This window comes from Dyadobacter sp. HNCC25DJ186 (assembly GCF_056895235.1).
In genome coordinates, this window is the sequence record NZ_JBXHAS010000008.1 from 253,579 (window position 1) to 267,489 (window position 13,911).

The window sequence follows — 13,911 nt, forward strand, 5'->3', positions numbered from 1 at the left end:
AATGTAGCTATAACTTTTGCTCTTTTTGTAGAATAAATTTTGGGCAAAACTCGGCCTGTTGATTTATTTGCTAACAAATCTGTTATTTTTAATAGAATACCGATAAAGTAAATCTGCACCTTGTGTGATTCCGATCCGGGTCGAAGTGGTTATTTCAAAATCGGTAACGATCTGAGGACGAATATATAAACTGCTCGTCGCCAGAGATTCTGAATTGTGGACAGACCTATCAATTCCCATGGCCTGTACGAGTTTCGCAGGTCCTTTACATAATTCGCGAAGCGGAACGGGTTTTGGAGGTATACCTGCTAAATTTTTTCTACTGTTTTGACGGCGTAATTCCATTAATTCAATACCGTCCGTAGGTTGCAAAGCCCGGATTAAAACTGCTTCTGCGCAGCCGTCCTCTCTGGTAACGACGTTAACACATTGATACATCCCATAGATCAGATAAACGTAAATTGTTCCTGCCGCAGAATACATCGGTTCTGTGCGCACTGTTCTTCTTCGGTATGCATGGCAGGCTGGATCATCCTGTAAATAAGCCTCCGTTTCAACAATAATCCCGCTGGTCAGACCATCGGGACTATCGTGAACAAGCTCACAACCAAGCAATTTCTGAGCAAGCGTGCAAGTATCGTAAGCTTCGTAAAAGGAAAGTGGAAGTTTGTTTTCCGCTTCTGACATTTAAATAATATTCATCGTTTGCTCCTTGATCTTTTCAAGTTCATCTTTCATCTGAACCACAAAACGCTGTATACCCGAATCGTTCGCTTTTGAACCGATCGTGTTGATTTCCCGCCCGATTTCCTGCGCAATGAAGTTTAGCTTTTTACCATTACTTTCTGGCGACTGCAATGTTTCTTTAAAGTAAACCAAATGATTTTCAAGACGAATTTTTTCCTCTGAAATATCAAATTTTTCTATATAATAGATCAATTCCTGCTCAAAACGGTTAGGATCAAAGTTGTCGTCAGACAAAAGATCACGGACCTGTTTTTCCAGACGCTCGCGAACGGCCGGTATTCTAAGTTTATCCTGTTCTTTTACATCTTCTAGGAGGGATGAAATAGTTCCGATGTAGTCAGCGAACTTATCTGCGGTCATTTTTCCTTCCTGCTCGCGGAAAATATTACATTTCCTCAAAGCCTCAAAAACTGCTTCTTTTATCTGCGCCCAATCGTTGTCGCGGTTAGTTTCACTGACAGATTCCGTATTGTAAGCATTTGGCATTTGAAGGGCCATTCTTAACAAATCTGTCGAGTCACCTGCAAAACCCAGATCATTAGCCGTTTCTGACAAATCTGAAAAATAGGCTTTCACCAAAGGACGGTTCACGGCTGTTGTCGCAATTGCTTTTCCAACAGGCTGCACAGTTAAGGAAACTTCAACCTTTCCACGTTCAAGGGATTGTGTTACGAGGTTACGAATTTCAATTTCGCGTTCTGAATAGTTTCTCGGAACACGACAGTATATGTCTAAAAACTTGGAATTCAGTGTTTTTATCTCAACAGTGACGTTGATCGATTCGGATTCGATGTTTGCTACACCGTAGCCGGTCATAGATCTAAGCATGTAGGGCTTTATTAAAGTATAAATTCAGAAGTATCATCAGGCGTTACTTCTACTTAATTATTTTGAAATCAATTATTGTGCCTCGGTTTTCCGGATTTGGCCGGGTGCTGACTTTCGGATTGCTGAGGTTTTGCGATCAAAGCATTTTTATCTATTTCCTGGTTGACGGTTCTAAACTTAAAAACGTCACAGGCTAGATAAACGGCCTGCAGCAGTGAGCCTGGTTCAGCCTGATTTTTTCCCGCTATGTTATAAGCGGTACCGTGATCGGGAGAAGTTCTTACGGCAGATAACCCTGCTGTGAAATTCACTCCTTCGTTAAAGGCAAGTGCTTTAAAGGGGATCAGCCCCTGATCATGGTACATGGCCAACACGGCGTCATATTGCTTGTATGTTCCCGCCGCAAAAAAACCGTCCGCCGGAAATGGTCCGAATACGAGATTGCCTTTTTCTTTAAAAGTCTTCAAAACCGGATTGATCACGTCGATTTCTTCACTTCCTAATAAACCATTTTCCCCAGCATGAGGATTTAATCCTAACACCGCGAGTCTCGGTTTTTTTATACCAAAATCGCCTTTCAGCGATTGAAGCATCTGTTCAATTTTGGCTGTCAGCTTTTCAGGCGTTACATGTGCCGCAATTTGATTTACAGGAATATGCCCGGAAAGGACGCCAACGCGCAGATCCTCTGAAACCATGAACATTAAACCTTCCTGAGCACCAAATGCTTCTGCCAGATATTCAGTATGGCCGGGAAATTTGAAATCTTCGCTTTGAATATTGTCTTTATTAATTGGGCCAGTCACCAGTGCATGGATTTTTCCTGCTTTTAGATCCTCAACCGCTCTTTTTAATGACGATAAAGATGCTTGCCCGGCCTCCGGCGTAATTTTCCCCGGCTGAATTTCGGTCTGATGATCGTGCCAGCAGGTGATAACATTGGTCAGTTTGTGATTGGCCTGTTCGGGGCGTTGAATGCCGTGCAAAGTCCAGTCTTTCATATCCAAGAGATTCCGGTACTGATTCAAAACGCGAAGGGAACCGTATACGATTGGTGTGCATAATTTTGCTAACTGATTTCCTTCAAGCGCTTTTAAAATTACTTCCGGGCCAATGCCATTGTAATCTCCCAAAGAAATACCTATTAGCGGTTTATCTATTGCTAGTTCACTCATTTAATTGAAATTGTATTGAATGTTATTTCTCATTTTCTGAAAATTACTTTGCAAGGTACTGATATTAATAATTTTGTCTTGGTTTGACGTAACTTAAACGATCAAATTGCGGTCAAATATTGGTTTTTAGCACCCCTTGTCTGTATTTCTGATTACTTTTGTTTAAACTAATCAATCGGCAAGTTACAAAAATTCCGTTGCTCCTATGAAAATCCTGATCGCAGACTCGATGCATCCTTCACTTTTTACCATGTTAGAGTCGGAAGGCTGGGAATTTGCCTACCACCCGGAATACAAACGGGACGATATCATAACCGTACTTCCGGAATTTGAAGGACTATTTATCAGAAGCAAGACTTTTGTGGATCGGGAAGTGATTGGAAATTCGAAAAAGTTGCGTTTCATTGCCCGTGCAGGAGCTGGCCTTGATTTGATCGATCTGGATGTTGCCAAAGAACTGGGTATTGAAGTTTTTCATGCCGGAGAGGGCAATAGAGATGCAGTAGCTGAACACATGCTTGGTATGTTACTTGGATTGCTTGCCAACATCGTGAAAGCTGACAAGGAAGTACGAAATGGTATCTGGGACCGCGAAGGGAACAGGGGAGTTGAGCTTATGAAAAAAACGGTCGGTTTGATCGGATATGGAAATAATGGCGGCGCTACGGCGAAAAGACTGAGTGGTTTTGGCTGTAAAGTTTTGGCATACGACAAATACCGGGAAAATTATGGCGATCAGTTTGCCGAAGAAGCATCTCTTGAAAAACTTATGCAGGAGGCTGATGTCATAAGTCTTCATGTTCCGTTGACGGAAGAAACAAAATACCTCGTCGATAAAAAGTTTATTGAGGATTTTTCAAAACCTTTTTATCTGATGAATTTGTCAAGAGGTAAAGTTGCTGATCTCACCGCGGTAGTGGAAGGATTGGAATCCGGTAAAATAATCGGCGCATGCCTTGACGTGCTGGAAAATGAGAAATTAAAAACACTTAGCGAAGATCAACAGGCGGTTTTCGATTATCTTACCAATTCCAATCGGGTAGTTTTAACGCCCCATATCGGCGGCTGGACACATGAAAGTTATGTCCGTATCAACGAAGTGTTGCTTCGACAGATCAAAGATTGGATGGCCATTGCGTAAATTATTCTTTCAGGATGACACTGATATTGCCTGTTGCCTCGAGGTAGCAGGTTTTAATTTTTGTATAATCATCCACATCTTTCTCCCGAAGCAGTCCTATTAATTCATCCTCGTCTATCAGTTCTTTTTCCATATTCTTATGGAGTAATCTGCCGTTGCGCACAAGCAGCACGGGCTCTGGCTTAGCAAATTTCCCGAAGATCACTTTTTTGTATCCCATCCAGTCAATCGCATAATCCCAGAAAACGAGCGTGAGAATTAGCACGGCTCCTTCGCTGATAGAATTGTATGTTCCCGCCATTGCATTCTGAGCTGCATCAGAGATCATTGTAATTAGCAGCAGGTCGGCAATACTTAGTTGGCCTGTCCCGCGGCGAAACAGACGCATACAAAGATAAATGATCCAGTAGGTTAGCGTTCCTCTTATAAATATTTCGAGCAGCGACAGGCTGGGAATAAACATCGATTGCCAGTCTACACTGAAAAGCTTGTCCATCGGGAGAACAATAGTTTAGGTTATTTCTTTGTAAGTTATAAAAACAAATTACCCGTATAACAAATATGCCGACCAAAGGTCGGCACGTTTGCATCTATTAGCCATGAAAAATAAAATACTTATTATTTACCCAAAGTACCGCGAAGTGCACGTGGGATTTCTACTGATGCGATCGGATTGCTGATCGAGCTCAGAATTGTAAAACCTTCTGGCTTGATAGCACCAACCTTAACAGATTTTCCAAGATCAAGTTCAGTTACATCAACTTCAACATAATCAGGAATGTTTTCTGCCAAACCTTGTACACGCAATTTACGCAATTTTTGATTCATTTTACCACCTTTCATTACACCTGAAGATGCACCAGTCAATTTAACTGGTACGTCCACTTTAATTTCCTTACCATCAATGATCTGAAGGAAATCTGCGTGCAACAACATATCATTTACAGGGTGGAATTGTTTCTCCTGTAAAATAGCATTATATATAGTCCCCTCGATATTCAAGGTAACGTTAAAAACATCCGGAGTGAAAAGCAATGTGCGATACAACATAGCAGGTGCGTAAAAATGCACTTGTTCGGTACCACCATACAGCACAGATGGAACATAACCCTGAGCACGTAACTCCTGAGCTTCCACCTTGCCGAGATTCGCTCTTCTAAACCCTACAATCTCATGCGTTTTCATAAGAATAATAATTAAAGTTAAAAAAAATAAAAATTTACTGATAATTTATAAACAAAGAACTAATAGATTCATGATCTCTGATACGCCCGATCGCTTTTGCAAATAACTCCGCAACTGACAATACGCGTATTTTATCATTCTGTTGCTTCAGAGGAATTGTATCTGTAACAATTAATTCCTCCAGAACAGAATTTGCAATGTTTTCGTGCGCCTTACCCGACATGATCGGATGCGTACTGATTGCTCTTACTGAATTGGCACCTTTACCCATGATAATTTCAGCTGCCTTACATAAGGTTCCGCCTGTATCAATAAGGTCATCAACCAAAACCACGTCCATTCCCTCAACCTCACCAATCACCTGCATACTGGCAATTTCATTTGCTCTTTTCCTGTGTTTGTCACAAAGGATCATATCTACATTCAGGAACTTCGCGAAATTACGGGCTCTTGCCGCACCACCCATATCCGGTGAAGCGATCAGAAGATTTTTAAGTCCGAGTGATTTAATGTAGGGAACAAAAATCGAAGTTCCTTCCAGGTGATCAACCGGCAAATCGAAAAAGCCCTGAATCTGGCCTGCATGCAAATCGACAGTCATTAGACGGTCAACGCCCACGGATGTCAACAAATTGGCAACCACTTTCGCTGCTATCGCAACACGGGGTTTGTCCTTTCTGTCCTGACGTGCATATCCAAAATAAGGTATAACAACGGTAACATAGTGTGCAGAAGCCCGGCGGGCTGCATCTACCATTAATAGTAGTTCAAGCAGATTATCGGCCGGTGGGAAAGTTGACTGAATCAAAAATACGTCACAACCACGTACCGACTCTTCAAAGCTTGGGGATAATTCACCATCGCTGAATTTGCGAAGTGTATATCCTCCTAACTCCTTGCCATAATACCGTGCAATGTCTTTTGCCAGGTACTCTGACTGACTTCCCGAAAATATTTTTACTGTATTAAAAGAGCCCATGGCCAAACTAAAATTTGCGCAAAATTAATAAAAATCAATCAATTAGGGTAGTATTTCTTCAAAAATATTAAATAAAGTTGAACACATATCCATCCAACAATCAGCCCAACCAGTGCGCCGACGAAAATATCAGTGGGATAATGTACGCCAACATATATCCTGCTGTACGCATATATTGCGGCCCATACGAAGAGCCAGCCCATATTATTTATCTTATCCTTAGTCAGTTGAAACCAGACTATCGCCAGCGAAAAACTGGTGGAAGCATGTGCCGAAGCAAATCCATAAAGTCCTCCGCAGCCTCCGACATTATGAACCAGATCTTTCAAAGCAGGTTCATGACAAGGCCTGAAACGAGCAAAGTAAGGTTTCATCACACCCGATGTTAATTTATCTGCAAGTATCACAGCTGCCAAAACGGCAACGATTATTGCAATTGACCTCGTTTTTTCTGCTTTAACCGTCAGAAAAAGCAGGATCGCGTACATAGGAATCCAGGTATATTTAAAAGTGATCCAATACATGATCGAATCCAGCAGCGGCGTATTTTTTCCATTAAGCCAAAGAAACAATTCCTGGTCTCCGTGAACAATGATGTCTATTGCGGAAGTCATGCGCCAAATCCGAGTACACGGCGAACTTTTGAAATGGTCTGGCGGGCAATTACGCGTGCCTTTTCTTCACCAGCTACCAGAATTGATTCCAACTCATCATTGTTTTCCATGTAGTAATGATACAGTCGACGCGGTTCTGCATATTTTTCAAGGATGATCTCGAAAAGTGCCTGTTTTGCATGTCCGTATCCATACCCGCCATTCAGGTAGTTCCGACGCATTGTTTCAATTTCAGACTCAGAGGCAAGCAAAGAATATAGCTTGAAAGTGATATCAGTTTCCGGATCCTTCGGTTCTTCGAGCGGTGTGGAATCTGAAACGATCTTTTTGATTACCTTTTTTAATTCATTTTCCGGTAGAAAAATGTTGATGTAGTTGTTGTAAGATTTACTCATTTTCTGGCCGTCAATGCCGGGAATGATCATCATTTTTTCATCGATCTGTGGCTCAGGTAAAACCAGAATATCTTCTCCCGCAAGTAGATTAAAACGTGATGCGATATCTTTTGCCATTTCCAGATGCTGCTTTTGATCTTTGCCAACAGGAATGATGTTGGCATTGTAAAGCAATATGTCAGCAGCCATAAGTACAGGATAAGTAAATAATCCGGCATTTACATCTGCAAGTTTCTCCGATTTATCTTTGAAAGAAGTTGCATTCGCAAGCATCGGAAAAGGTGTAAAGCAGCTTAAATACCAAGAAAGTTCTGCGTGTTCCTGAACGCGGGATTGTCTCCAAAAAACATTTTTATCGGTGTCAAAACCAAAGGCAAGCCAGGTTGACGCAATGGAGCGGACGTACAACTCCCGTTCTGTTGCGCTTTTGAGTGTAGTAAGCGAATGAAGATCCGCGATGAAAAGAAATGATTCGTTGTCTGGATTTTTGGATAATTCGATAGCAGGCTGGATTGCCCCCAAAAGATTTCCCAAATGAGGAAGTCCGCTACTTTGTATCCCGGTAAGAATTCTGGCCATTTAATTAATTAACAGATTTACTTATATTAAATTTTGTTGTGGATATTATCTTTTACAAACGTGGTTTTCGTCGATTATCCCAAAAATAAAGCAGTACAACTACATCATTTTCAATTTGATAAAACAGTGTGCAACGTTTGTTTACAAAACCTTTTCGAATAGAAGAATTTGAAGCAGATGCCTCAAAAATATAGGGAAAATTCGCAATTTCAAGTATCTATTTATTGACGGTTCTTACAAATTTTTGCGCTTGTTTTTCCGATCTGTGTTCCTCTATGTAGTGTGTGATTTGACCAAAGCTTTCTTGTGCTTCTGTGGTCCAGCGGATAGAAAAAGTCATAGATACTTTTTGTAATTTTCCATAACTTCGTCATTGGATTTAGTTTCTCCGGCCAAAAACTGCTTTTGAGCTTTATGTATACCATCCTTAACATGTTCGGGTAAATCCCCCCAGAAATCAGGTGATTCTACTTCAAGTTGCTGTTTGATCTTGTTCCAATACTCTATTGGTATCACCGCAGCCGTTTTCTCGCCCTTTTCATTTGACAAAAATTGAACGTTCATAACTTTCGTTTGATTATGAGTTTTATAGAAACTTCGTTCTTTCAATTTGTAAAATTCGTTAAATTGAATCAGAAAAACGTGGTAAATTTGATATTTGTAAATTGTCTACGGTTTACAAAACTTGAAAAACAGATTTTTATACCAGAATATATTTTATGCTTCAACCATCAACACTGAAATTTCTAACTGATTTAGTCCAAAATAACAATAGAGAATGGTTTCTTGAAAACAGAAAACGATATGATGATTCAAAAGCAGATCTTGAAAAATTGGTCGCAACTTTGATATCAGAAGTCAGTAAATTTCATGATTTGGGAAATTTGCAGGTGAAAGATTGCATTTTCAGGATCAATCGCGACGTTCGTTTTTCAAAAAATAAGGCGCCTTATAAAAGTAATCTGAGTGCCGGAATCGGTCCGGGCGGGAGAAGTTCAGGAAGAGTTGATTATTATCTGCACATTCAGCCCAATGGGGAATCATTTCTGGGAGGAGGGATGTGGGATGCAACGGCTGATCAATTGGCAAAGTACCGCCAGGAGGTGGACTATAATGCCGATGAATTAAAAAAGATAATCTATGATGAAGAATTTCGTCAATACTTCCCTGAAATATCAGGTGAGTCTTTGAAGACAGCGCCAAAAGGTTATCCAAAGGATCATCCCGAAATTGAGCTGCTGAGGAGAAAACAGCTTTTCTTCATTCATCGTTTTTCAGATAAAGATGTGACTTCGAAGGGTTTCGCAGAATCAATCTTGAAAGGCATGAAATTGCTGAAACCTTATACCGATTTTATGAATTATATACTTTACGATGCCAATCCGGAAGCGGAAGATATTCAATTGTAATGATTGAATGAAGAATGAAAGAATGATTGAATGAGCGAATCTCCAAATTAGAAATATGCAATTTTCCCACTTACACTGCCACACCCAATTTTCACTGCTGGACGGTGCTGCTGATATCAAAAAGCTTTTCAAAAAAGCAAAGGAAGATAACATGCCAGCCGTTGCCATTACCGATCATGGAAACATGTTTGGGGTATTTGAGTTTGTGGCGGAGGGTAACAAACAAGGAATAAAACCAATTGTTGGCTGCGAATTTTATGTGGTCGAAGACAGGCATATCCGACAATTTACGAAGGAGAAAAAGGATGTTCGTCACCATCAGCTGCTTTTGGCGAAGGACGAAATCGGGTATAAAAACCTGGTCAAGATGTGTTCGCTCGGTTTTATCGAGGGAATGTATGGAAAGTATCCAAGGATTGATAAGGAGCTGATTGTCAAGTATCATAAGGGGCTCATTGCTACAACTTGTTGTATCGGTGCGATTATCCCCAAAACGATTATAAGAAAAGGAGAAGCCGAAGCGGAGAAAGAATTTAAATGGTGGCTGGATCTTTTCGGAGAAGATTTTTATGTGGAACTGCAACGACATGAAATCCGTGATCAGTATATTGTCAATGAAGTACTGATACGTTTTGCCAGAAAATATAACGTTAAAATTATTGCTTCCAATGACTCGCATTATGTGGATCAGGAAGACTGGAATGCACATGATATTTTGCTTTGTATTAATACCGGAGACAAACAAAGCACGCCTTCTGCAAAAGATTTTGATGACGATAAGGGAATTCCAAAAGGCTCCCGATTTGCATTTTTCAATGATCAGTTTTATTTCAAAAATACCAGTGAAATGATGAAATTGTTTAACGACTTACCAGAGTCGATAGACAATACAAATGAGATCGTTGACAAGATTAAAACGCTGAACCTGAACAAGGATATCTTGTTGCCCAACTTCCCGATACCGGAAGAATTCAAGACACATACGTTGTCTGAAATGGTTGGGAATAAGGAGTTGACGGCTGACGTATTGAATCAGTGGGAATACCTTCGTCACCTGACATTTGAAGGTGCGAAATTCAAATATGGCACGATTACGCCCGAAATTGAGGATCGTCTGAATTTCGAGCTGAACACTATCCGTAACATGGGTTTCCCGGGTTACTTCCTGATTGTGGCCGATTTTATCGATGCGGGCCGCAAAATGGGCGTTTTTATCGGCCCCGGCCGTGGTTCTGCTGCGGGCTCTGTGGTTGCTTATTGTACCGGAATTACCAATATTGACCCGATTAAATATGATCTGCTTTTTGAGCGTTTCCTGAATCCGGACCGTATATCCCTTCCTGATATTGATACGGATTTCGATGATGAAGGCCGGCAAAAAGTGATCGATTATGTTGTTAAAAAATATGGATATAATCAGGTTGCGCAGATCGTGACCTATGGTACGATGGCCGCAAAGTCAGCGATAAAGGATGTTGCGCGTGTGATGGATCTACATCTATCTGACGCCAACATGCTTGTAAAACTGGTTCCTGATAAACCGTCCTATAACATGACTTTGGCCAGGATTTTCTCTGCGCCGCTGGAAGGAGAGGGAAGTTTGACTAAGAAGGAAGGCATAGCACCCGAAGAATTGGACAATGTTAAAAAACTTCGTGCAATCATTGGAGGTAATGACTTGCAGGCGAGTGTGTTACAGGAGGCGCGACGTCTGGAAGGTACGGTTAGAAATACAGGTATACATGCTGCCGGGATCATTATCGCACCTAGTGATTTGACGGAAATTATTCCGGTAAGTACCTCAAAAGATTCGAACTTTTTGATTACTCAATACCAGGGGAAAATAATTGAAGATGCCGGGGTAATTAAGATGGACTTTCTGGGTCTGCGAAATCTTACCATTATCAAGGAAGCGCTGCGACTGATCAAACGAAATCATGGGGTTGAAATCATCATTGATGATATCCCGCTTGATGATCCGAAGGTGTTTGAACTTTTCCAGAGGGGCGATACCAACGCGATTTTCCAGTTTGAATCCGATGGTATGAAAAAACACATGAGGGATCTTATTCCTGACCGCTTTGAGCACCTTATTGCGATGAACGCATTGTACCGTCCAGGGCCGATCGCATATATTCCTAACTTTATCCGTCGAAAAAACGGACATGAAGAAATTACTTATGATTTACCTGAGCTTGAAGAGTATCTTGCCGATACATATGGAATTACCGTATATCAGGAACAGGTAATGCTTCTTTCCCAAAAACTGGGTGGATTTACAAAAGGTCAGGCAGATACATTGCGGAAGGCAATGGGTAAGAAACAGATCGAGACCCTGAACAAAATGAAGGGTTATTTCATGAAAGGTGGGGGCGACAAAGGCCTTGACCTTAAAAAACTGGAAAAAATCTGGACGGACTGGGAAGCGTTCGCGTCTTATGCTTTTAACAAATCTCACTCAACCTGTTATGCATTTGTTGCTTATCAGACCGCTTACCTGAAAGCACATTATACGGCTGAATATATGTCGGCTGTATTGACGAGCTCACTGGGAAATATTGAAAAAATTACATTTTTCATGGAGGAATGTAAGAGTCAGGGGATTACTGTTTTAGGTCCGGATATCAATGAATCAGATCGCCAGTTTAATGCAACGGGTAAAGGGGAAATCAGGTTTGGCCTTGCCGGTGTGAAAGGAAGTGGCGACGCCGCTGTTGAATCTATTATTGAGGAAAGAGATCTTAATGGTCCATTTAAAGATATTTTCGATTTTATAACGCGCGTTAATTTAAGAACAGTCAATAAAAAGACACTTGAAAGTTTGGCATACGCCGGAGGATTTGATTGCTTCGAAGAATATCACCGTGCGCAATATTTTACATCGGAGCCAGGTGGTGATGTCGGGACGTTCATCGAGCGACTTATCCGTTATGCCAATAATTATCATGCCGAAAAGGCATCAGCGCAAGCTTCGCTTTTCGGAGCGTTTGGTGGAAATGAAGCATTAATGGTAAAACCAAAACCTGCTGATGTTCAACCATGGGATGACCTTTCAAAGCTGCGATATGAGCAGGAAGTTGTAGGTTTTTATATTTCCGGTCATCCATTGGATACTTTTAGAATTGAGCTGGATAATTTTTGTAACGGTACGCTGAACGAGCTTATGATTATTCCTGAAGGTGAGCGGGCTCCAAAATATTTCGGAAAGGATATCAGCGTGGGCGGGATTGTGACCAGCGTCATGGAAAGAATGTCAAAAAATGGTAACCCTTTTATTATTTTTAAAATCGAAGATTACAAGGGTTCGATCGAAATGCTTTTGGGAGGAGAGGATTGCGTGAAATTTAAAAACTACCTTGAAGTTGGCCGGTTTTTATATATTAAAGGAAAAATTCAAAATCGCTGGAAACAGGAGGACCAGTTTGAATTTAAAATTTCTTCTATTCAATTACTCACTGAAATCCGGGATAAGATGTGCAAAAAAATTAAAATCAACCTTACGCTGGATCAGATCGATGCCGAATTTATTGAATTGTTAAGCAATACATTTAGTAGTAATCCGGGTCAATGTCCTGTAAACATGACGGTTAAAGATCCGGAAACTCATTTGGAGGTTGAAATGGCTTTGCGGAACTACCGTGTTTCTCCAACGAACGAATTATTTAAAACTTTGAAAGGATTTCCAGGGGTAGACTTTTCTCTTAATTAGAACGGAAATTCAAGAATTTAGGAACTTTTATATTGCTTATTTCCTTATTATCTCAACTAATTAATATCAAAAAATAGACACTTATTGACATGGGAAAAGCACTTGAAATTACCGATAGCACTTTTGAAGAACTTATTCAGGGCGATCAGCCTGTACTTGTTGATTTCTGGGCAGAGTGGTGCGGTCCTTGTAAAATGATCGGGCCGGTTGTTGAGCAATTGGCTGGTGAATATGAAGGAAAAGCTGTTATTGGTAAAATGGACGTAGATATGAATTCGGCAATCCCAGCTAAATTTGGTATCCGCAGTATCCCTACTTTGATGATCTTCAAAAATGGTCAATTGGTAGATAAAGTGGTGGGTGTTGTACCAAAAACTACTTTGGAAGATAAATTGAACGCTCAAATATCAGCGACTGTTTAATTTTAACAGTTTCAGAATTTATATAAAAAAGGCTCCATCAGGAGCCTTTTTTATGAAGTATATAAGCGTAATTTGAATAATTTTTTTTAATGAAATCTGAGCAGTAAGTTATAATATTACGTAAACACACGCTCAGATCTTGATAAAAAACTTTTTACACAAAGGATTGCAACAATATTACCAAGATGGTAATGCATCAAAATTGCCGTCTCAATATTTAAGAAAGATTAATCGTTTATTTGACCAACTAGACGCTGTTAGTTCGATCGAAGATATTCAGCAAATGGGCTCTGGAATTCACAAATTATCAGGTAGAGTGGCTGATTTCTGGTCTCTTACTGTGACACCAAATTACCGTCTCATCTTTAGATTCGAAAACGGCAATGTCTATGATATTGATTACATTGATTATCACTGAAATATGGATATGATGAAACGCAATTTACCTCCGGTACATCCCGGGGAAATTTTAAGAGAGGATTACATGAAGGAACGCAATCTGACGATTGGTGAGCTTGCCCAAAAGCTGGGAATAACGATCACGAAATTGTCGGATGTTTGTGAGGAGCGCGAAGGAATAACTTTTGAGCTGGCAGCCAAACTTTCGGAGGTATTTGGAAATACTCCACAGTTCTGGATTAATCTTCAAAAAAATTATGAATTATGGTTAAGGGAAAAAAGAGGAAATCTATACAACGTTACTATTCCGTAATTTTCTAACAGGGAAG

15 protein-coding genes are annotated in these 13,911 nt (G+C 40.5%); 6 read left to right on the forward strand and 9 right to left on the reverse strand.

Annotated features, from left to right (window positions below; genetic code table 11):
- Positions 1 to 63: 63 nt before the first annotated feature.
- The 3 genes from AC1XUO_RS22240 to pdxA form a co-directional block, all read right to left on the reverse strand.
- Positions 64 to 687, reverse strand: coding sequence for a DNA-3-methyladenine glycosylase (locus tag AC1XUO_RS22240; RefSeq protein WP_483331992.1), 624 nt, complete (start codon positions 685 to 687; stop codon positions 64 to 66).
- On the reverse strand, positions 688 to 1,575 hold the full coding sequence (locus AC1XUO_RS22245) for a YicC/YloC family endoribonuclease (protein WP_483331993.1): 888 nt from the start codon (positions 1,573 to 1,575) through the stop codon (positions 688 to 690).
- A 68-nt stretch (positions 1,576 to 1,643) separates the two neighbouring features.
- On the reverse strand, positions 1,644 to 2,750 hold the full coding sequence (gene pdxA / locus AC1XUO_RS22250) for a 4-hydroxythreonine-4-phosphate dehydrogenase PdxA (RefSeq protein ID WP_483331994.1): 1,107 nt from the start codon (positions 2,748 to 2,750) through the stop codon (positions 1,644 to 1,646).
- A gap of 205 nt (positions 2,751 to 2,955) precedes the next feature.
- Between pdxA and AC1XUO_RS22255 the strand changes: the two genes are divergently transcribed.
- Positions 2,956 to 3,891 (forward strand): NAD(P)-dependent oxidoreductase, encoded by a 936-nt coding sequence (locus tag AC1XUO_RS22255; RefSeq protein WP_483331995.1) that lies wholly within the window; start codon positions 2,956 to 2,958, stop codon positions 3,889 to 3,891.
- A gap of 1 nt (position 3,892) precedes the next feature.
- On the opposite strand, the gene AC1XUO_RS22260 is transcribed toward AC1XUO_RS22255, so the two are convergent.
- The 6 genes from AC1XUO_RS22260 to AC1XUO_RS22285 all read right to left on the reverse strand — a co-directional run bounded on the left by AC1XUO_RS22260 (position 3,893) and on the right by AC1XUO_RS22285 (position 8,207).
- Positions 3,893 to 4,387, reverse strand: a complete 495-nt coding sequence (locus AC1XUO_RS22260; protein WP_483331996.1) for a DUF421 domain-containing protein — start codon at positions 4,385 to 4,387, stop codon at positions 3,893 to 3,895.
- A 122-nt stretch (positions 4,388 to 4,509) separates the two neighbouring features.
- Positions 4,510 to 5,076: a 50S ribosomal protein L25/general stress protein Ctc gene (locus tag AC1XUO_RS22265; protein ID WP_483331997.1), complete on the reverse strand. Its 567-nt coding sequence runs from the start codon at positions 5,074 to 5,076 to the stop codon at positions 4,510 to 4,512.
- A gap of 34 nt (positions 5,077 to 5,110) precedes the next feature.
- Positions 5,111 to 6,055, reverse strand: a complete 945-nt coding sequence (locus tag AC1XUO_RS22270) for a ribose-phosphate pyrophosphokinase (protein ID WP_090338211.1) — start codon at positions 6,053 to 6,055, stop codon at positions 5,111 to 5,113.
- Positions 6,056 to 6,093: 38 nt separating this feature from the next.
- The gene (locus AC1XUO_RS22275) at positions 6,094 to 6,669 is read right to left on the reverse strand and encodes a phosphatase PAP2 family protein (RefSeq protein WP_483331998.1); all 576 of its coding nucleotides are present in this window, start codon (positions 6,667 to 6,669) and stop codon (positions 6,094 to 6,096) included.
- On the reverse strand, positions 6,666 to 7,643 hold the full coding sequence (gene trpS / locus AC1XUO_RS22280; protein ID WP_483331999.1) for a tryptophan--tRNA ligase: 978 nt from the start codon (positions 7,641 to 7,643) through the stop codon (positions 6,666 to 6,668). Before trpS ends, AC1XUO_RS22275 begins: the two co-directional genes overlap by 4 nt.
- Before the next feature lie 336 nt (positions 7,644 to 7,979).
- On the reverse strand, positions 7,980 to 8,207 hold the full coding sequence (locus AC1XUO_RS22285) for a hypothetical protein (protein WP_235149976.1): 228 nt from the start codon (positions 8,205 to 8,207) through the stop codon (positions 7,980 to 7,982).
- A gap of 155 nt (positions 8,208 to 8,362) precedes the next feature.
- Here AC1XUO_RS22285 and AC1XUO_RS22290 point away from each other — a divergent pair, with 155 nt between their 5' ends.
- The 5 genes from AC1XUO_RS22290 (at position 8,363) to AC1XUO_RS22310 (ending at position 13,895) form a co-directional block, all read left to right on the forward strand.
- A complete protein-coding gene (locus AC1XUO_RS22290; RefSeq protein WP_483332000.1) occupies positions 8,363 to 9,052 on the forward strand; it encodes a DUF2461 domain-containing protein in 690 nt (229 codons plus the stop codon).
- A gap of 55 nt (positions 9,053 to 9,107) precedes the next feature.
- Complete coding sequence (gene dnaE, locus AC1XUO_RS22295) at positions 9,108 to 12,761, forward strand: DNA polymerase III subunit alpha (RefSeq protein ID WP_483332001.1); 3,654 nt, start codon at positions 9,108 to 9,110, stop codon at positions 12,759 to 12,761.
- A gap of 89 nt (positions 12,762 to 12,850) precedes the next feature.
- A complete protein-coding gene (gene trxA / locus AC1XUO_RS22300; protein WP_235149984.1) occupies positions 12,851 to 13,183 on the forward strand; it encodes a thioredoxin in 333 nt (110 codons plus the stop codon).
- A gap of 139 nt (positions 13,184 to 13,322) precedes the next feature.
- Positions 13,323 to 13,601 carry a type II toxin-antitoxin system RelE/ParE family toxin gene (locus AC1XUO_RS22305; protein ID WP_483332002.1) on the forward strand — a complete coding sequence of 93 codons (279 nt, stop codon included), beginning with the start codon at positions 13,323 to 13,325 and terminating at the stop codon, positions 13,599 to 13,601.
- Between the two features lie 9 nt (positions 13,602 to 13,610).
- Positions 13,611 to 13,895 (forward strand): HigA family addiction module antitoxin, encoded by a 285-nt coding sequence (locus tag AC1XUO_RS22310; RefSeq protein ID WP_483332003.1) that lies wholly within the window; start codon positions 13,611 to 13,613, stop codon positions 13,893 to 13,895.
- Positions 13,896 to 13,911: the final 16 nt, after the last annotated feature.